The 18,228-nt window shown below is 72.2% G+C and carries 17 protein-coding genes and 1 pseudogene; 9 read left to right on the top strand and 9 right to left on the bottom strand.

The features are described from left to right. The first annotated feature begins 25 nt into the window (after positions 1-25). From sdhA to ACWGN5_RS24575, 3 genes are all read left to right on the top strand, one after another. Complete coding sequence (gene sdhA, locus ACWGN5_RS24585) at positions 26-1,780, top strand: succinate dehydrogenase flavoprotein subunit (protein ID WP_453518760.1); 1,755 nt, start codon at positions 26-28, stop codon at positions 1,778-1,780. After that, a complete protein-coding gene (locus ACWGN5_RS24580) occupies positions 1,780-2,538 on the top strand; it encodes a succinate dehydrogenase iron-sulfur subunit (protein ID WP_041130880.1) in 759 nt (252 codons plus the stop codon). The genes sdhA and ACWGN5_RS24580 overlap by 1 nt, the downstream gene beginning before the upstream one ends. Positions 2,539-2,617: 79 nt before the next feature. Further along, positions 2,618-3,160, top strand: coding sequence for a hypothetical protein (locus ACWGN5_RS24575; RefSeq protein ID WP_453518758.1), 543 nt, complete (start codon positions 2,618-2,620; stop codon positions 3,158-3,160). Between the two features lie 10 nt (positions 3,161-3,170). Here ACWGN5_RS24575 and ACWGN5_RS24570 read toward each other — a convergent pair whose 3' ends face one another. Both ACWGN5_RS24570 and ACWGN5_RS24565 read right to left on the bottom strand, forming a co-directional pair. Then, entirely contained in the window at positions 3,171-3,527 is a 357-nt protein-coding gene (locus tag ACWGN5_RS24570; RefSeq protein ID WP_453518756.1) for a hypothetical protein, read from the bottom strand. Between the two features lie 37 nt (positions 3,528-3,564). Continuing rightward, the gene (locus ACWGN5_RS24565) at positions 3,565-4,116 is read right to left on the bottom strand and encodes a MarR family winged helix-turn-helix transcriptional regulator (protein ID WP_453518753.1); all 552 of its coding nucleotides are present in this window, start codon (positions 4,114-4,116) and stop codon (positions 3,565-3,567) included. A gap of 85 nt (positions 4,117-4,201) precedes the next feature. Here ACWGN5_RS24565 and ACWGN5_RS24560 point away from each other — a divergent pair, with 85 nt between their 5' ends. Next, the gene (locus ACWGN5_RS24560; protein ID WP_453518751.1) at positions 4,202-5,428 is read left to right on the top strand and encodes an MFS transporter; all 1,227 of its coding nucleotides are present in this window, start codon (positions 4,202-4,204) and stop codon (positions 5,426-5,428) included. 32 nt (positions 5,429-5,460) lie between these two features. Further along, positions 5,461-7,953 (top strand): DUF4132 domain-containing protein, encoded by a 2,493-nt coding sequence (locus ACWGN5_RS24555; RefSeq protein WP_453518749.1) that lies wholly within the window; start codon positions 5,461-5,463, stop codon positions 7,951-7,953. On the opposite strand, the gene ACWGN5_RS24550 is transcribed toward ACWGN5_RS24555, so the two are convergent. After that, entirely contained in the window at positions 7,928-8,719 is a 792-nt protein-coding gene (locus ACWGN5_RS24550; protein ID WP_453518747.1) for an alpha/beta fold hydrolase, read from the bottom strand. The two genes, ACWGN5_RS24555 and ACWGN5_RS24550, sit on opposite strands and share 26 nt — an antisense overlap. Before the next feature lie 207 nt (positions 8,720-8,926). Here ACWGN5_RS24550 and ACWGN5_RS24545 point away from each other — a divergent pair, with 207 nt between their 5' ends. From ACWGN5_RS24545 to ACWGN5_RS24535, 3 genes are read left to right on the top strand one after another with little or no spacing between them, the layout of a single operon-like run. Then, positions 8,927-9,361, top strand: a complete 435-nt coding sequence (locus ACWGN5_RS24545) for a hypothetical protein (protein WP_453518745.1) — start codon at positions 8,927-8,929, stop codon at positions 9,359-9,361. A gap of 35 nt (positions 9,362-9,396) precedes the next feature. Then, on the top strand, positions 9,397-9,804 hold the full coding sequence (locus ACWGN5_RS24540; protein ID WP_453518744.1) for a thiol-disulfide oxidoreductase DCC family protein: 408 nt from the start codon (positions 9,397-9,399) through the stop codon (positions 9,802-9,804). Positions 9,805-9,814: 10 nt separating this feature from the next. After that, positions 9,815-10,558 carry a TetR family transcriptional regulator gene (locus ACWGN5_RS24535; protein WP_453518743.1) on the top strand — a complete coding sequence of 248 codons (744 nt, stop codon included), beginning with the start codon at positions 9,815-9,817 and terminating at the stop codon, positions 10,556-10,558. A gap of 19 nt (positions 10,559-10,577) precedes the next feature. Here ACWGN5_RS24535 and ACWGN5_RS24530 read toward each other — a convergent pair whose 3' ends face one another. From ACWGN5_RS24530 to ACWGN5_RS24520, 3 genes are all read right to left on the bottom strand, one after another. Beyond that, positions 10,578-12,131, bottom strand: coding sequence for an ABC transporter substrate-binding protein (locus tag ACWGN5_RS24530; RefSeq protein WP_453518741.1), 1,554 nt, complete (start codon positions 12,129-12,131; stop codon positions 10,578-10,580). A gap of 194 nt (positions 12,132-12,325) precedes the next feature. Then, the gene (locus ACWGN5_RS24525) at positions 12,326-13,702 is read right to left on the bottom strand and encodes a metallophosphoesterase (RefSeq protein WP_453518738.1); all 1,377 of its coding nucleotides are present in this window, start codon (positions 13,700-13,702) and stop codon (positions 12,326-12,328) included. An 18-nt stretch (positions 13,703-13,720) separates the two neighbouring features. Then, positions 13,721-13,966: an SCO4848 family membrane protein gene (locus ACWGN5_RS24520; RefSeq protein WP_359589775.1), complete on the bottom strand. Its 246-nt coding sequence runs from the start codon at positions 13,964-13,966 to the stop codon at positions 13,721-13,723. On the opposite strand from ACWGN5_RS24520, the pseudogene ACWGN5_RS24515 reads away from it, so the two are divergent. Next, positions 13,905-14,978 (top strand): annotated as a pseudogene (locus ACWGN5_RS24515) (D-alanyl-D-alanine carboxypeptidase); the annotation flags it as partial. The gene ACWGN5_RS24520 and the pseudogene ACWGN5_RS24515 sit on opposite strands and share 62 nt — an antisense overlap. 292 nt (positions 14,979-15,270) lie before the next feature. On the opposite strand, the gene ACWGN5_RS24510 reads toward ACWGN5_RS24515, so the two are convergent. The 3 genes from ACWGN5_RS24510 to ACWGN5_RS24500 form a co-directional block, all read right to left on the bottom strand. Then, a complete protein-coding gene (locus ACWGN5_RS24510) occupies positions 15,271-16,281 on the bottom strand; it encodes a YihY/virulence factor BrkB family protein (protein ID WP_453518886.1) in 1,011 nt (336 codons plus the stop codon). Between the two features lie 77 nt (positions 16,282-16,358). Next, positions 16,359-17,264: a decaprenyl-phosphate phosphoribosyltransferase gene (locus ACWGN5_RS24505; protein WP_453518883.1), complete on the bottom strand. Its 906-nt coding sequence runs from the start codon at positions 17,262-17,264 to the stop codon at positions 16,359-16,361. A gap of 41 nt (positions 17,265-17,305) precedes the next feature. Further along, the gene (locus ACWGN5_RS24500) at positions 17,306-17,854 is read right to left on the bottom strand and encodes a phosphatase PAP2 family protein (RefSeq protein ID WP_453518880.1); all 549 of its coding nucleotides are present in this window, start codon (positions 17,852-17,854) and stop codon (positions 17,306-17,308) included. Between the last annotated feature and the right edge of the window lie 374 nt (positions 17,855-18,228).

Raw genomic sequence — 18,228 nt, 5'->3', positions numbered from 1 at the left:
GCACGGGGCTGAGGTAATCCACGTCATGAAGATCCACAAGTACGACACCGTCATCGTCGGCGCCGGCGGCGCCGGCATGCGCGCCGCCATCGAGTCGACGAAGCGCAGCCGCACCGCCGTCCTGACGAAGCTCTACCCCACCCGCTCCCACACGGGCGCCGCGCAGGGCGGCATGGCCGCCGCGCTGGCGAACGTGGAGGAGGACAACTGGGAGTGGCACACCTTCGACACGGTCAAGGGCGGTGACTACCTGGTCGACCAGGACGCCGCCGAGATCCTGGCGAAGGAGGCCATCGACGCCGTCCTCGACCTGGAGAAGATGGGCCTGCCGTTCAACCGGACGCCCAACGGGACGATCGACCAGCGCCGCTTCGGCGGTCACTCCCGCAACCACGGCGAGGCCCCGGTCCGCCGGTCCTGCTACGCCGCGGACCGCACCGGCCACATGATCCTCCAGACGCTGTACCAGAACTGCGTCAAGGAGGGCGTGGAGTTCTTCAACGAGTTCTACGTCCTGGACCAGCTGATCACCGAGGTCGACGGTGTGAAGCACTCCGCGGGCGTCGTCGCCTACGAGCTGGCCACCGGCGAGATCCACATCTTCCAGGCCAAGGCCGTCATCTACGCCTCCGGCGGCACCGGCAAGTTCTTCAAGGTGACCTCCAACGCCCACACCCTGACCGGTGACGGCCAGGCCGCCTGCTACCGCCGCGGCCTGCCCCTGGAGGACATGGAGTTCTTCCAGTTCCACCCGACGGGCATCTGGCGCATGGGCATCCTGCTTACGGAGGGCGCCCGCGGTGAGGGCGGCATCCTCCGCAACAAGGACGGCGAGCGCTTCATGGAGAAGTACGCGCCGGTCATGAAGGACCTCGCGTCCCGTGACGTCGTCTCCCGCTCCATCTACACGGAGATCCGCGAGGGCCGCGGCTGCGGTCCCGAGGGCGACCACGTCTACCTGGACCTGACGCACCTGCCGCCGGAGCAGCTCGACGCCAAGCTCCCGGACATCACCGAGTTCGCCCGTACGTACCTCGGCATCGAGCCGTACACGGACCCGATCCCGATCCAGCCCACCGCGCACTACGCCATGGGCGGCATCCCGACGAACGTCGAGGGTGAGGTCCTCTCGGACAACACCACCGTCGTCCCGGGCCTGTACGCGGCCGGCGAGGTCGCCTGTGTCTCCGTGCACGGCGCCAACCGTCTCGGCACCAACTCGCTGCTCGACATCAACGTCTTCGGCAAGCGCTCCGGCATCGCCGCCGCCGAGTACTCCGCCAAGAGCGACTTCGTCGAGCTGCCCGAGGCCCCCGAGGCCTTCGTCGTCGCGCAGATCGAGAAGCTGCGCAACTCCACGGGCAACGAGCGGGTCGCCGACCTGCGCCGTGAGCTCCAGGAGACGATGGACGCCAACGTGATGGTGTTCCGTACGGAGCAGACCATCAAGACGGCCGTCGAGAAGATCGCCGAACTGCGCGAGCGCTACGAGAACGTGTCCATCCAGGACAAGGGCAAGCGCTTCAACACCGACCTCCTGGAGGCCATCGAGCTGGGCAACCTGCTCGAACTGGCCGAGGTCATGGCCGTCTCGGCCCTGGCGCGCAAGGAGTCCCGCGGCGGTCACTACCGCGAGGACTACCCGAACCGCGACGACGTCAACTTCATGCGCCACACCATGGCGTACCGCGAGGTCGGCGAGGACGGCTCCGAGACCGTCCGTCTCGACTACAAGCCGGTCGTCCAGACCCGCTACCAGCCGATGGAGCGTAAGTACTGATGGCTACCCCCGTACTGGACAAGGTCGAGGCGGAGTCCGCCGCCTCCCCGTACATCACGGTCACGATGCGGATCCGCCGCTTCAACCCCGAGGTGTCGGACGCCGCGGTCTGGGAGGACTTCCAGATCGAGATCGACCCGAAGGAGCGTGTCCTCGACGCCCTTCACAAGATCAAGTGGGACGTCGACGGCACGCTGACCTTCCGTCGCTCCTGCGCGCACGGCATCTGCGGCTCCGACGCGATGCGGATCAACGGCAAGAACAGGCTCGCCTGCAAGACGCTGATCAAGGACATCAACCCGGAGAAGCCGATCACGGTCGAGGCCATCAAGGGCCTCACGGTCCTCAAGGACCTCGTGGTCGACATGGAGCCGTTCTTCCAGGCGTACCGGGACGTCATGCCGTTCCTGGTCACCAAGGGCAACGAGCCGACGCGCGAGCGTCTGCAGTCCGCCGAGGACCGCGAGCGCTTCGACGACACCACCAAGTGCATCCTGTGCGCCGCGTGCACGTCGTCCTGCCCGGTCTTCTGGAACGACGGCCAGTACTTCGGTCCGGCCGCGATCGTCAACGCGCACCGCTTCATCTTCGACTCGCGTGACGAGGCCGGCGAGCAGCGCCTGGAGATCCTGAACGACAAGGACGGCGTGTGGCGCTGCCGCACGACGTTCAACTGCACCGACGCGTGCCCGCGTGGCATCGAGGTCACCAAGGCCATCCAGGAAGTGAAGCGCGCGCTGATCACGCGTCGTTTCTGACCACTGGTACGGCGGGAAGCCCGCTTCTGTACGCTGCGGCGTGCAGGAGCGGGCTTTTTTCTTGGGAGGACGGGGACTGATGAGCGAGCCGAACCCTTACGCGGACGGTGAGTACAAGTGGGGGCCGGGGCAGCAGGGCGGGACGCCGGCCTACGGCTATCCGCAGGACGCCACGCCCGGTGCCCCGGCGTACGGGTACCCGCAGACCCCGCCGCCCTACCAGCCGACCCTGCCCGGTGGCGTGCCGGTGCCGCCGCAGCACGCGCCGGCGGGCGGCGGCGCGCCGGTGCTGAGCCTCGGTGACATCACCGTGGTCGGCGACCAGATCATCACGCCGGCCGGGAACATGCCCCTCAAGGGCGCCGTGTGGAACGCGATGGACATGTCGCGGACCGAGGAGAAGATGCCGACCGTGGCGATCGTCCTCGCGGTGATCTTCTTCATCTTCTGCCTGCTCGGCCTGCTGTTCCTGCTGATGAAGGAGAAGACCACGACCGGCTTCATCCAGGTCACGGTCACCAGCGGCGGGCGCCACCACTCGACGATGATCCCGGCGACCGGGCCGGACACCTTCCAGTGGGTCATGGGGCAGCTCAACTACGCGCGCTCGCTGAGCATGTGACGGGTGCCGTTCAGCCGCCGACGAGCGGGACGAGTCTGAGGAAGACGACCTCGGTCTCCGGACCCACCGTCACCGTCTCGTCCAGCTCCTCGATCTGACGGTCGCCCACAAGGACCAGGAAGCCGTTGCGCCCGAAGGCCTCGACGGCCCGGGCGAACGCCGCGTCGGCCTCGGCGGCGGCCTCGTGGGCTTCGGCGGCGGTCTCGTGGGCTTCGGCGGCGGCCTCGTGGGCTTCGGCAGCGGCCTCGTGGGCGACCCGACGGCGGATCAGCTCCCGCAGGGTGAGCCGCTCTTCCGTGACGGGCAGGCGGGGGCCGGCCGTGCGGCCCCCCGAGGTCGTCTCGTCGACGAAGGTCACCGTTCCCATGCCGAGCAGCGTAGGGACGGCCACTGACAACGCCCTCTCAGGCGTGCCAGCCCTGGGCCGGGCCGCCCGCCTCGGCCTCGACCATGATCCGGCGCAGCATGTCGTTGAGCAGGCCGCGTTCCTCGGCGCTGAGGACGCCGAGCAGCCGGTACTCCTCGTGGCCGAGGACGTCCATCGCGCCGAGCCAGGTCTCGTGGCCGGAGGGGGTGAGTTCGACGACGACCCGGCGGCGGTCGGTCGTGGACGGGGTGCGGCGGACGAAGCCGCGCTTCTCCAGGGCGTCGAGGCGCCCGGAGACGGAGGCGGGGGCCAGGTCGAGGTCCTGGGCGAGTTCGGAGGGGGCGGCGCTGCCGCCGCGGCCCGCGAGCTTGTGGAGGGTGTCGAACTCGTGGCGCTCCAGGTCGAAGTCGACGAGCGACTGCTCCCTGACCCGGCGCAGATGGACCGAGAGCTTCTTCATCCGGGTGACCGCGCCTTCGACGACGGGGTCGAGTCCGGGCAGGACGGGCTGCCAGCGGGCGACGTGCTCGTCGGTCCAGTCGCGCGGTTCCTGCGACTCCTGGGGTTCCTGCTCGTCGGGGTGCGCCATGGGGTGATCGTACGTCGGCGGGGCACTCTTTTCGCGAGAAGTATTTCGTTGACGAATTATTCGGCGCCGAAATACTCTGCGATCCATGGTCACCGCCTCCGAGCGCCCCGTCGCGCCCCCGCCCGTCCCCCATCCCCTGCGCACCCGCTCCTTCCGCCTCCTCTTCACCGGCCGGGCCCTCTCCCTCCTCGGCGACGCCGCCATCCCCGCCGCCCTGGCCCTCGCCGTCCTGGAGGCCACCGGCTCCACCTCGGCGCTCGCCCTGGTCCTCGGCTGCGCGATGGTCCCCAAGCTGCTCCTGCTGCCGGTGGGCGGCGTCGTCGGCGACCGCTTCGACGCCCGTACGGTCGCGCTCACCACCGACCTCGTACGCTGCGCCACCCAGCTCGTCGTCGGCGTCCAGCTGCTCGGCGGCGCCCCCAGCCTCGCCGTCCTCGCGGTCGCCGAGGCCCTCGGCGGGGCGGCCGGAGCCTTCGCCATGCCGACCGGCTCGCCCCTGGTGAAGGGCACGGTCGAGGCGGAGTCGCTGCACCGGGCCAACGCGGCCATGGGCGTCGCCCAGAGCGCCACCCGCCTCGCCGGACCCGCACTCGCCGGCACCCTGGTCCTCACCGTGGGCCCCGGCTGGGCGTTCGTCCTGGACGCGGCCACCTTCGCCGTCAGCGCCCTGCTCCTGACCGCCGTACGGGTGAAGCGGGTCCCGATCCCGCGCCGCTCGCTCCGCGCCGACCTCGCCGAGGGCTGGCAGGAGGTCCGCTCCCGGGACTGGTACTGGACCAGCCTCGTCGGCCACAGCGCCTGGAACGGCGCCGCCGCCGTCCTGATGACCCTCGGGCCCGCGATCGCCGTGCAGCGGCTCGGCGGCGGCACCACCTGGGTCGTCCTCCTCCAGGTCGGCGCCGTCGGCTACCTCCTCGGGGCACTGCTCTCCGACCGGGTCAGCCCCCGGCGCCCGGTCCTGACCGCGAACCTCGGCCTCGCCACGTACGCGCTGCCGCTGGTGCTGCTCGCCCTCGCCGCGCCCGCGCCGGTGACGATCGCGGCGTACGGGCTCGCGCAGGCGGGCCTCGGCTTCCTGTCCCCCGTCTGGGAGACCGCCGTCCAGCGCGCCGTGCCCGAGCACGCACTCGCCCGGGTCACCTCGTACGACTGGCTGCTCTCCCTCGCCGCGATGCCCCTGGGCTACACCCTGGCCCCGCTCGCCGCCTCGACGTGGGGCCCCGAAGTGCCCTTGCTGGTGGCCGCGGTGGTGGTCGGCGGGTGCTGCGCGGGGACGGCCCTGGTGCCGGGGGTGCGGCGGTTCGCCGCCTAGCACTGTCAGTGGGGTCCTCTACCGTCGTCTGCATGGTGGGGATCACGAGCCTGGAGAGCAGGCTGGACGAGGCACTGGCGCGCGAGGTCACGGAAGGACCGGGAGCGGTCGGCGAGTTGCTCGCGTCCCTGGGCACGGCCGGCCGCAGGGAGAGCGCGCTCGCACTGCACCTGCGGGCGTGCCGCGGCGACGCGCGCCCTGTCGCGCCGGCCCTCGCCGCGCTGGCGGAGCAGGAGTTGGGCTGGACCACGGGCGAGGCGGACCTGCTGCTCGCGCGGCTCCTGGGGAAGGACGCGGAGCTCGCCCCGCATGAACTCCACGGCGTGTTCCTGACCTTGGTGCCCATCGCCCTGGCGGCGGCCGCGCAGGCCGAGGACTTCGACCGGCCCCGGGTGCGGGCGCTGCAGCGGATCGCCGAGTCCCACTACGTCTACCGGAGCGAAGAGTACGTGGGGATACGCAACCTGATGGACGTCCTGCTGCGCCGCGAGGTGCCGGTGGTGCCCGGCCGGCTGCCCCGGCAGGTCCTCGACGACCTCGACGCATACGGCCCGGCGATGCGCGCGACGCACGGGGAGCTGCTGGCGGAGGCGGGCGTGGCGGCCTTCCTCGCCCACTGTGTCCTCCTGGACAAGCCCAGGGCGACGCGGGCGTGGCGCCGGAAGGCGGGGGCCCTGCTCGGGGAGACCGAGCAGGGGGCGGAGGTGGTGCGGCGGCTGTTGGAGGGGATCGCCGCGCAGCCCGAGCACCGGGTGTCGGACCGCAACCCGTGGCATCAGGTCGACTGGGGTCTCGCCGGCGACACCAACACCTCCCTGGTCCGCGGGCTCCTGTGGGCCGCGCTCGACATCGACGCCCAGTGGGTCGTTCCGCTCGTCGGGGCCGTGGCCGTGAACGCGGGGACGGGGACCGGCGGTTCCGGCGGGTTCTGCCGCAGCCAGACACTGGCCACCACCGCCGTCGCGGTGCTCGGGGAGTGCGGGGGCGCCCGGGGCGAGGAGGCCGTGCAGTGGCTCGGACGGCTGCCGAAGACCGTGAAGAACCGGACGGTGAACAAGGGCATCGCCAAGGCCCTTGAGGCGGTCGCCGCCCGCGCCGGGCTCACCCCGTCGATGCTCCGCGAGCGCGGGGTCCCCACGCTCGGCCTGGACGGGCGCGGGGCCCGGGAGGCGCCGCTCGGGGCGTACACGGCGGAGCTGTCGGTACGGGAGCCGGGCACGGTCGTGCTGTCGTTCAGGGGCCCGGAGGGGAGGCTCCTGAAGACGGCGCCGAAGGAGGTCCGGGAGTCCCGCGCCGAGGAGTTGAAGGAGGTCAGGGCCGGGCTCAAGGAGCTGAAGCGGCTGGTCGCCGCCGAGCGGTCGCGCCTTGAGGAGCACCTCGCGGCGGGGACGACCTGGGCGGCGGCGGACTGGCAGCGGTACTACGTCGACCATCCGGTGACGGGGGCGCTGGCCCGCGCCCTGCTCTGGGAGGTCACGGAGGACGCCGAGGAGCCGTGGACGGCGGGCCTGCCGGAGCGCACCGGCGGCGGCTGGGCGCTCGCGGCCGAGGACGGGACGGCCCGTCCGGTCGGTCCGGGCGCCCGGCTGCGGCTGTGGCATCCGCTGCGGGCCGGCGGCGAGGAGGTCTCCGCCTGGCGGACGGCGGTGACGGAGCGGGAGGAGCGCCAGCCGTTCAAGCAGGTGTTCCGCGAGGTGTACCCGCTGACTCCGGCGGAGCTCGTGACCGGCTCGTACTCCAACCGCTTCGCGGGGCACGTCCTGCGGTACGGGCAGGCGCGGGCGCTGATGACCGAGCGCGGCTGGACGGGGAACCACCTGGGGTACTTCTCGGAGGGCTGGTCCTCGGAGCTGGTGAAGGAGCTGCCCGCCCCGGGCGAGCTGCCGGCCGGCGAGGGGGCGCGCTGGCGGGCCCGGTTCTTCGTGGAGCTGGTCGACGAGGGCGCGAGCCGGGACGGGGTGGCCCGGCTCTGCTCCACGGACCAGGTGCGGTTCGAGCGGAGAACGGGCGCGCGGGGCGACTGGGAGGCGGTCGCGCTCTCCGGCGTGCCGGCGCTGCTGCTCTCGGAGGCGCTGCGGGACGTCGACCTGTTCGTGGGGGTGGCGTCGATCGGGGCGGACCCGAACTGGCGGGACCGCGGGGAGGACCGGGCGTACGACGGGTACTGGGAGAGCTGGTCGTTCGGTGCGCTCACGGAGTCGGCGCTGATCCGGCGCGAGACGCTGGCCCGGCTGCTGCCCAGGACCCGGATCGCGGACCGGGTGGAGCTGACCGACCGGTTCCTGCGGGTGCGGGGCGAGCTGCGGGCGTACCGGATCCATCTGGGCTCGGGGAACGTGCTGATGGAGCCGGACGACAGCTATCTGTGCATCGTGACCGACCGTTCCCGGGACCGGGGGAAGGTGTTCCTGCCGTTCGAGGAGGACGGCGGGCTGCTGTCGGTGATCCTGTCGAAGGCGCTGCTGCTCGCCGCCGACGACCGGATCACCGACGCGACGATCACCGCGCAGATACGCCGGGGCTGAGCTCGGGGAGCTGGGAGAGGAAGGAGAGGAGCAACCGGGCCGTCTCGTCGGGGCGTTCCAGGGCGGGGAGGTGGCCGGCCCAGTCGAGGTCGACGCGGCGCGCGGCGGGCAGGAGGTCTCCGAGCTCGTCGGCGACGGCCCGGAAGTCGGCCAGGTCGTGGGCGCCGACGGCGACGAGGGCGGGGGCCTGGATCCGGGCGAGGTCGTCGCGGCCGACCTCGGCGGCGACGGGGTGGTGCTCCTCGGGGGCGGCGAGCTGGAGGTCGAAGGCGCGCCGCTGCCCGTCCCGTACGAGGGCGCGGGCGGCCTCCGAGGCCTCCGGGCCCAGCCAGGTGTCGACGTTGAGCTCGACGGCGGCGTCGAGGTCGCCCGCCTCGATGAGGGCGTCCTCGCGGGCGCCCCAGGCGCGCAGCTCCGGGCTCGGTGCCATGCCGGGCATCGCGGGGCCCAGGAGCGCGAGGGCGGAGACGCGGCCGGGGTGGAGGGCGGCGAGTTCGAGGGCGACGCGGCCGCCGAAGGAGGAGCCGACGACGACGGCGCGTTCGGCGCCGAGGTGGTCGAGGAGGGCGCGTACGTCCTCGGCGTGGGTGTGCGGGGCGTCGATCGGGCTGTCGCCGAAGCCGCGGAGGTCGCAGCGGACGACACGGTGCCCCGCCTCGGCCAGCGCGTGGAACTGCCCGTCCCACATGCGGCGGTCGCAGACCCCGGAGTGCAGCAGGACGACGGTCGAGGGGCCGGTGCCGGCCAGGTCATGAGAGAGCGTCACCCGCCGACCCTAAGCGCGGAGCCGACGCCGGGCCACCCCATTAGGCAGGCCACCGGGCACCCTCTGAGGCACCCCACGGGGCACCCCACCGGGCACCCCGTCCGACACTCCGCCCGGCATCCCTCACCCAAGCGACTTGAACACGTTCAAGAGGAGGTCTACAGTCATGACCGCCAGCTTTTGAACGCGTTCAAGGGAGGGTGGGGCATGGACCTCACTGTCGTCGCGTACATCGTCTACCTGCTGATCAGCGTGGCCCTCACCGTCTGGGTCGCCCGCACGCTCAGCCGCAACGGAAGGATCTTCCTCTCCGACGTCCTGCACGGGAACGAGAAGCTCGCGGACGCCGTCAACCACCTCCTCGTGGTCGGCTTCTACCTCGTCAACTTCGGCTTCGTCGCCCTCTACCTGAGCCAGGACGCCGCCGTCCTCGACGCCCGGGCACTCTTCGAGGCCCTCTCCGTCAAGCTCGGAGTGGTCCTGCTCGTCCTCGGCGTCATGCACCTCGGCAACGTGTACGTGCTCAACAAGATCCGCCGCCGCGGGGTCATGGAGCGCGAACAGGTGCCCCCGGTCGGCCCGCAGGGCTGGACCGCGACCCCCAAGGGCGGCCCCTGGGCCCCGCCCGCGCCGCAGGCCTGACCGTGGCGCCGGCCCCGGCGAGGCCCACGACCCCCGTGGGACGCCTGACCGTGCTGTACGACGCCGACTGCCCGCTCTGCGTGCACCTCAGGCACTGGCTGCTGCGCCAGCGGCAGCTCGTCCCGCTCGATTTCGTACCCGCGGGATCGCAGCAGGCACAGCGCCTCTTCCCGGCCCTCGACCACGCCGCGACCCTGCGGGAGATCACCGTGATCGGGGACCGGGGCCAGGTCTACCGGGAGACCTCCGCCTGGATCGTCTGCCTCTGGGCCCTGGCCGACCACCGGGCCAAGGCCCACTGGCTCTCCACCCCCGCCGGACAGCCCTTCGCCCGGGCGACCGTCCTGGCGGCCGCGAAATGGCGCGAGGCCCTCAAGGGGCCGGGTCCTGACGACCGGTCCTGCGAGGGCGGGCACTGCGAGGTGCCCGGTCCGCCCGGTTAGGCTCGGGTCCGTGACGGAAGAGAAGAAGGCCCCCAAGAGCGAGCAGACCCGCACGCTCATCCTCGAAACCGCGCTCCGGCTGTTCAAGGAGCGCGGTTACGACAAGACGACGATGCGGGCCATCGCCCAGGAGGCCGGGGTCTCCGTCGGCAACGCGTACTACTACTTCTCCTCCAAGGAGCACCTCGTCCAGGGCTTCTACGACCGGATCGCCGAGGAGCACCAGGCGGCCGTCGAGCCCATCCTGACCGGCCCCGAGAAGGACCTCACCGCCCGGATCCGCGGGGTCTACCTCGGCTGGCTCGACATCGCGGAGCCGTACCACGAGTTCGCGGCCCAGTTCTTCAAGAACGCCGCCGACCCGGACAGCCCGCTCAGCCCCTTCTCCCCCGAGTCGGAGGGCCCGCGCGAGGCCGCGATCGAGGTGCACCGGCGGGTCATCTCCGGAGCCACGGTCAAGGTCGACCCCGAACTGAAGGAAGCCCTCCCGCAGTTGCTGTGGCTCCAGCAGATGGGCCTCGTGCTGTTCTGGGTGTACGACCGCTCGGAGGGCGCGGCGAACAGCCGCCGCCTGGTGGAGCGCCTCGCGCCGGTCACCGCCCGCGCGATCTCGCTTTCCCGCTTCCGGATCCTGCGGCCACTGGTCAAGGAGACGCACGAGCTGCTCTCCGACTTCATGCCGACGGCGGCCGGAATGGCGGCCTCGGGCAAGCCCAAGAAGAAGGCGAGCCCGAAGCCGCAGGAGACCTCCTGAGAGGCCTCCCGGGGGATCCTCAGATCCAGCTGAGCTCCCACAGGCGCCAGATGCCCGTGCCGTCCGTCAGGTACTGGGAGCCGGTGACCGCCTCCGTGGACAGGACGTAGTCCTTCTTCTGCCACAGCGGGACGAGCGGGACGTCGGAGGCGACCTCGTCCTGGATCTCCTTGAAGTCGCCCGTCGCCCGGGCCCGGTCGCTGTACTGCTGCGTCGAGGCGATCAGGCTGTCGATCCGCTTGCTGGAGAAGCCGTTGTGCAGGGTGTTCGCGGTGCCGACGAGCGGCGCGGTGAAGCTGTCGGAGTCGGGGAAGTCGGGGAGCCAGCCGACCGGGTAGGCGTCGTAGCTGCCCTTCGCGTACCCCTTCTGGAAGCTCTGCCAGTCGGCCTCGACGACCTTGACCTCGAAGAGGCCGGTCTCCTCCAGCTGCCGCTTGACCTCGGCGGCCTCGGCGGCGTAGGTGGCGTCCTTGCGGAAGCCGTAGGTGAACTTCACCGGCGTCTTGACCCCGGCCGCCCTCAGGAGGCTCTTGGCCTTCTTCGCGTCCGGCTCCGGGTAGACGTCGAAGAAGGCGGTGCTGTGGCCGACGAAGCCCTGCGGGATGAGGGAGTACAGCGGCTCGACCGTGCCCTTGTAGGCGCCCGTGGTGATCGCCGGGCGGTCGAGGACGGCGGCGACGGCCTGTCGTACGGCCTTGTCCGCCATGGGCGAGCCGGGCCGGACGTTGAAGTTGAGGTTGCGGATCTCGGCGCTCTCCGCCTCGGTGACCCGGGTCCCGTCCTTGGTGTCCAGGGTGGAGAGGAAGGCCGGCGGCAGCTGGCGGTGCGTCACCTGGACCTCCTTCGCCTTCCAGGCCTTGGCGAGGTCCTCGGACTGGCCGAAGTACTTCACGAGGACCGTGTGGCCGGCCTTGCTGATGGCGCCCCTGTACCGGGGGTTGGGCTCCAGGCGGGCGGACTCGCCCTCCTTGTACTCCTTGAGGACGTACGGCCCCGAGCCGTCCACCGCGGTGCCCGTGCGCAGCCTGTCGGCCGGGTACTGGTCCTTGTCCACGATCGAGCCGGCGCCCGTGGCCACCTTCAGCGGGAACGTGGCGTCGCGGCCGCTCAGGTGGAAGGTGACCGTACGGCCCTCGGCCGAGACGTTCTTCAGGGTCGGGAAGAGCGGCTGCGGACCGACGTCCGTCTTGATGTGCAGCATCCGCTCGAAGGAGTACTTGACGTCCTCGGCGGTGATCTTGCGGCCACCGGCGAAGGAGAGGTCGTCGCGGAGCGTGCACTGGTACGTGGTGAGCCGGGTGCCCACGAACTTGCAGCTCTCGGCGGCGTCCGGGACCGGCTGGCTCAGGCCCGGCTTGAACGTCAGCAGCGACTGGAAGACGTTGCTGTACATGGCCCAGGAGCCGGCGTCGTAGGCGCCGGCCGGGTCGAGCGAGGTCACCTCGTCGGTCGTGCCGACGGTGATCGGGTCGGTCCGCTCGCCGTCGGAGGGCAGGAGTTGCCAGCCCCCCACTCCGGCGGCCACCAGTACTCCACAAGTGATGAGGATCCGCAGACGGACCGTCGACCGCATTGCCGTGCTTCCTTTTTTCGGATACCACCCCTGATGCGACGGCCCCCGGAACCGTCGCGATGGCTGCATCCCATCACACGGGTTTCACAAGTGGAAGAGAAAACTTTCACACCACAGGTATATGTCCGGGATATGAGAATTTAAGTCGATGAGCAGCACGTATCGGTCCCGGCGCGGGGAGTGACACCTTCCGTTCAGGCCTGTTTCGAGGCGAGTTCGACGATCGTGATGTCGGAGGGCGCCCCGACCCGCACCGGCGGCCCCCAGGCGCCCGCGCCCCGGGACACGTACAGCTGGGTGTCCCCGTACTGTTCGAGCCCGGCGACGGTCGGGTTGGCCAGTTCGGCGAGGTAGTTGCCGGGCCAGAGCTGGCCGCCGTGGGTGTGGCCGGAGAGCTGCAGGTCCACCCCGTGGCGTACGGCGTCATGGATGACGATCGGCTGGTGCGCGAGGAGCACCGCGGCGCGGGCCCGGTCGCGGTCGCCGAGGGCCCGCCCGAAGTCGGGGCCATGGCCCTCGCTCTCCCCGGCGACGTCGTCGACGCCTGCGAGGTCGAAGCCGGCCGGGATCTCCACGCGCGCGTTGCGCAGCGGACGCAGGCCGAGTTCCCGGACGTGGTCGACCCAGGCGTCGGCGCCCGAGAAGTACTCGTGGTTGCCGGTCACGAAGAAGGAGCCGTGCCGGGCGCGGAGCCGGGCGAGCGGCTCGGCGGCCGGGCCGAGGTTCTCGACGGTGCCGTCGACGAGGTCGCCGACGACCGCGATCAGATCGGGCTGGGCGGCGTTGATCGAGTCCACGATCCGCTGGGTGTGGGCGCGGCCCAGGATCGGCCCGAGGTGGATGTCGGACACGACGGCGATCCGGTAACCGTGCGCGGCGCGCGGGATCTTGGCGAGCGGGACGGTGACCCGCTTGACCCGGGGCCCGCGCAGCACCCCGTACGTGCCGTACCCGACGGTCCCGAGGGCGACGGCGGCGGCGGACCCGGCGACGACCCGGGAAACGAAGAGCCGCCGGGAGGGCCCGAGGGGGTCGGGCCGGGCGGGCTGGGGCTGCTCGGCCGACTCGGGCTGCTCGGTCGGCTCGGGCTGGTCGGTCGGCTCGGGCTGGTCGGGGCGCTCGGTCGGCTCGGGCTGGTCGGGGCGCTCGGTCGGCTCGGGGCGCTCGGTCGGCTCGGGCTGGTCGGCGGGCGCGGTCACGGACGTGGGTACGGGCACGGGCTCGGGCTCGGGCTCGGCCACGGGCTCCGCCGCACGTCGTCCCAGCCAGGCGCGCAGGAGCGGCCGGACGGCCTCGCCGACCAGCAGCGCCAGGACCAGGTACAGGAGCACGGCGAGCCAGAGGAAGCCGGGCCAGGCGACCGCCTGCTGGAGCGGGAAGGGCACGCCCGCCCGCGAGGAGACCAGGGCCGCGATCGAGAGCAGCGGCAGGGCGATGACGGCGGCCGTACCGAGCCGGCGCGGCAGCCCGCCGGGCGCCGTGACGTCGCGCACCAGACGCCGCCACACGTACCAGTGCACCGCGCCGAGCAGCGCGAGCACCACGACCAGGACCAGCAGAAAGACGACCACGCCCCCGTAACCCCTCTTCTAGGCGTCCGCGCGACGCGCGGCACGCACCCCGCGCAACCCGATCACGCCGATCACCGTCCCCAGGACAAAGGACGTGACGGCAAGCAGCAGATGAACCCAGAAGTAGGCCGTCGGGTCGCCCGCGTCGTCGAAGGCGAGGCCGCTCCCGTCGTTCCAGAGGTTCTTGACGAAGGTGACCCAGATGAACCAGGACCACACGCCGAACGCGAGCAGGAACCAGGAGACACGGCGGCTGAGCTTCATGACCCCAGTATCACCGTCCGTCCCACGGCCCCCGCTTCCGGGTGGACGAGCGCGACCGAACCGCCTGCCGGGGTTCGTGTCGCTCGGGCGTACCTGTACGTTCTCGACCGTGTCTGCTTCGAAGAAGACCGCTTGGGCGGTCGCCGCTGCCGTGCTCCTGCCGCTCGTCACCGCCGCGCCCTCGGCTTATGCGGACGGAAAGGACGGGAAGGACAAGCAGCCCAAGCCTCCCGCCGTGATGTCCGGTGTCGGTGGTGCGCTGCTCGGCAAGCCGGGGACGCAGGTGCAGCTGCTGCCCGGTGCCCCGGTGCTGCCGAAGGAGCTGTCGGGCCGTTCCTGGATCGTCGCGGACGCGGAGAGCGGCCAGATCCTCGCCGCGCACAACGCGCACTGGCGGCTCGCCCCGGCTTCCACGCTGAAGATGCTCTTCGCGGACACCCTGCTGCCGAAGTTCCCCAACAAGACGGAGAACCACCTGGTCACCAACCAGGACCTGGCCGGCATCGGGGCGGGCTCCAGCCTGGTCGGCATCAAGGAGAAGCAGACCTACAGCGTCCGCGATCTGTGGCTCGGGGTCTTCCTCCGCTCCGGCAACGACGCCGTCCACGTGCTGACCAGCATGAACGGCGGTCTCAACCAGACCGTCGCGGACATGAACGACCACGCGGCCGACCTCCAGGCCCTCGACACCTACGTGGTCTCCCCGGACGGCTACGACGCCCCGCGCCAGGTCTCCTCCGCGTACGACCTGACGCTCATCGCCCGCAACGGCATGCGGAAGGACGACTTCCGCGAGTACGCCTCCACGCCCCGCGCCGCCTTCCCCGGCGAGGCCAAGCCGGGCAAGAAGCGCGGCACCTTCGAGATCCAGAACACCAACCGGCTCCTCACCGGTGACATCGGCGTCGCCCCGTACCAGGGCATCGCCGGGGTCAAGAACGGAAACACGACGCACGCGGGCGCGACCTTCACGGGAGTCGCCGAGCGCAACGGCAAGGTCCTGCTCGTCACCGTCATGAACCCCTCGTCGAAGGAGCAGCACGCGGTCTACCTGGAGGCCGCCCGGCTGCTCGACTGGGGCTTCGCGGCCGCCGGGAAGGTGACGCCGGTCGGTGAACTGGTGCCGCCGCGCTCGGAGCGCACGGCGTCCGCCGGCCCCGACGACGGGACGGCGCCGGCGCCCGGCAAGAACGCCCCGAAGGAGGCCGTCCACGCGGCGGCCGCCCAGAAGTCCGGCGGGATCGGGATCGCCCTCGCCGTGGCGGGCGGCGTCCTCGTCCTCCTGGCCGCGGCCGTCTTCCTGGTCAACCGCCGCTGGCCGCTGGCCGCGGGGGCGGCGCGCCGCCGCCGTTCCGAGGGCCTTGAGGAGACTCAGGAGACTCAGGAGACTCAGGAGACCGAGGACCTTGAGAAGCCTCGGGACCCTCAGGGGACTCCTGACCGTCCGGGGTCGTCCCCGTCTTCCCCCGACGTGACTCCGTAGCCGTCCACGCGGCGCAGAAGAGCAGCAGCTTCGCGGTGAAGTTGATCCAGAGGAGCAGGGCGACCGGCACGCCGAACGCCCCGTACATCGACTTCGCCGCGACCCCCTTCATGTAGCCGCCGAGCAGCAGCTTCAGCAGCTCGAAGCCGACCGCGCCCATCAGCGCCGCCACCACCAGGTCGCGGCGGCGCGGTTCGACGCCCGGCAGCAGCGTCAGCACGTACAGCAGGATCAGGAAGTCGGCGACGACGGCGACGAGGACGGCGGCTCCCTGGAGCAGCACGCCGCCCGCGCCCTCGCCGGAGATGCCGAGCCGGTCGGCGGACCAGCCGACGGCGGTGGAGCCGAGCCAGGACGCGGCGAGCGAGCCGATCGCGACGCCGCCGAGGCCGAGGAGGATCAGCCCGTCCTTGCCCTTGAGCAGGAACGGGTTGCCCTCGACGTCGTCCAGCCCCCAGACGGCGCGCAGGCACTCGCGCATGGAGCCGATCCAGCTGACGCCGGTGACGAGGAGGACGACGCCGGCGACGAGCCCGATGGTGCCGGCGTTGGCGACGAGCCCGGCGATGTCGAGCTGGTCGGAGATGCCGGGCACCTGGTCGCTGATCTTCTCCTCGATCCGGTCGAGCTGCTCCGGCGTGAGGAGCGCGGCGCCGATCGCGGCGGCGACCGTGATCAGCGGGAAGAGGGCGATGAAGGAGACGAAGGTGATCGCGGCGGCGAGCCGGGTCCAGTGGGCCTCGTCGAGGGTCTCGTACGCGTGCCAGGCGTGGGTCCGCATGAAGCGGGTCACCCACGGGCCGATGACGGGGAGCTTGCTCAGCCAGTCCATGTCGTACGTCCACTCCTCGCGCCGTCGGATCACCCGGGTGGTCGGATCGCCCGGTTACGAGAATCTCCTGCCCGGACTCACAGACCCGCGACCGACATCCCGTACAGCGCGGCCCATGCGAGACCGATGACGGCGAGCGGCCGGTCGCGCAGCACGACGTCCTCGGGCGCGCCGGCCGCCCCGCGGTCGGCGAAGACGGCGTACCGGAGGACTCCGAGGACGAAGGCGCCGACGGAGAGCTGACGCCACGGCAGGGACGTCTCCACCGGGCCCGCTTCCAGGGCCCACAGGCAGTAGCCGAGGACGGCGGCGCCGGCGGCGAGCTGCCAGACGAAGCGGAGGTACCCGGTCGTGTACTGGGTGAGCAGCGCGCGCGTGGCGCCGTCGGTGCCCTCCATCTGGACGGCCTCGGAGTACCGCTTGGCGGCGACCATGAAGAGCGCGCCGAACCCGGTCGTGATGAGGAACCAGCGGGAGAGCGGGATGCCGAGCGCGACGCCGCCGATCATCGCCCGCATGAGGAAGCCGGTGGCGACGACGGCGAGGTCGACGACGAGGACGTGTTTGAGGCGGACGCAGTACGCGACCTGCATGCCGAGGTACGCGACGAGCAGGGCGGCGGTCAGCGGGCCGCACAGGAGCGCGGCGGCGACGGCGGAGCCGAGGCCGAGGAGGATCCCGGTGCCGGCGGCGAGGGCGGCGGACACCTGCCCCGAGGCCACGGGGCGGCGGCACTTGGCGGGGTGGGCACGGTCGGCCTCGGCGTCGCGGGCGTCGTTGAGGAGGTAGACGGCGGAGGCGGCGGCCGTGAAGAGGGCGAAGACGAGGGCGAGCCGGGCGCCGGTCTGCCAGGAGCCGAGGCGCCCGGCGGCGGCGGGGGCGGCGAGGACGAGGACGTTCTTGACCCACTGCCGGGGGCGCGCGGTCCGGACGAGCCCGAGGACTCGCCCACCGCGCCGGTGCGCGGGGGCGTGCGGGACCACGGCGGGGGCGTCGAGGAGGGCGGCGGCTCCGGCCCTCTCGCTCACGAGCGGACCTCCCCACGCGCGCGCGTGGGGGGCGCGGAGGCGGCGGGCGGGGCCAGGAAGCGGCGGCCCGCGGCGGCGGTGGCGGCGCCGAGGAGGGCGCCGACGGCGACGTCGCTCGGGTAGTGGACGCCGACGACCAGACGGGAGAGGCACATCGCGCCGGCCACGGGGGCGGCGAGCCGGCCGGCGGTCGGATGGAGCACGCCGAAGGCGACGACCGCGGCGGCGGAGGAGGTGGCGTGGGAGCTGGGGAAGGAGTGCCGGCCGGCCGTACGGACCAGGGGCTCGTACGTGCCCGGGGCCGGCCGGGGCCGCCGTACGAGCCGCTTGACTCCCATGCTGGCGAGGTGCGCGGTGGCGACGAGGGCGGTACCGCGCAGCCAGTCACGACGGCGGGGACGGTCGAGGGCGGCGGCCACGAGCCCGACGGCCAGCCAGAGGGCGCCGTGCTCGCCGCTGAGGGAGAGCCCCCGAGCGGCAACAGCCACCCGCGGCCGATGCCCGCACTCCCGCAGGGCAGCAAGCACCCGCCGCTCGACGACCACCCATCCGGGCTCGGCGGCCGGGACGTCGCTGGTGGGGGCGGGGGGTACGGGGGGCGGGGCGGCCGGGGCCTCGCCCGCGGGGGCTGGGGGCTCGACGGGCGGTCCGGCGACCGGCGCGACCGGGGCGTCGCCGGTGGGGACGAGCGGCTCGGCGGCTGACACGACCGGGGCGTCGCCAGTGGAGACGGGCGGTCCGGCGAGCGGCGCGACCTGGGCGTCGCCCGCGAGGGCCAGCGGCTCAGCGGGCGGCGGCGCGTCACCCGCGAGGGCCAGCGGTCCGGCGGCCGGCACGACCGGGGCATCGCCCGCGAGGGCCAGCGGCTCGGCGGGCGGCGCGGGCGGGACGTCGCCGGTGGGGACGAGCGGTCCTGCGA

The sequence above is a fragment of the Streptomyces sp. NPDC055815 genome, from assembly GCF_053616475.1.
This window is presented reverse-complemented; position numbering and strand designations above follow the sequence as displayed.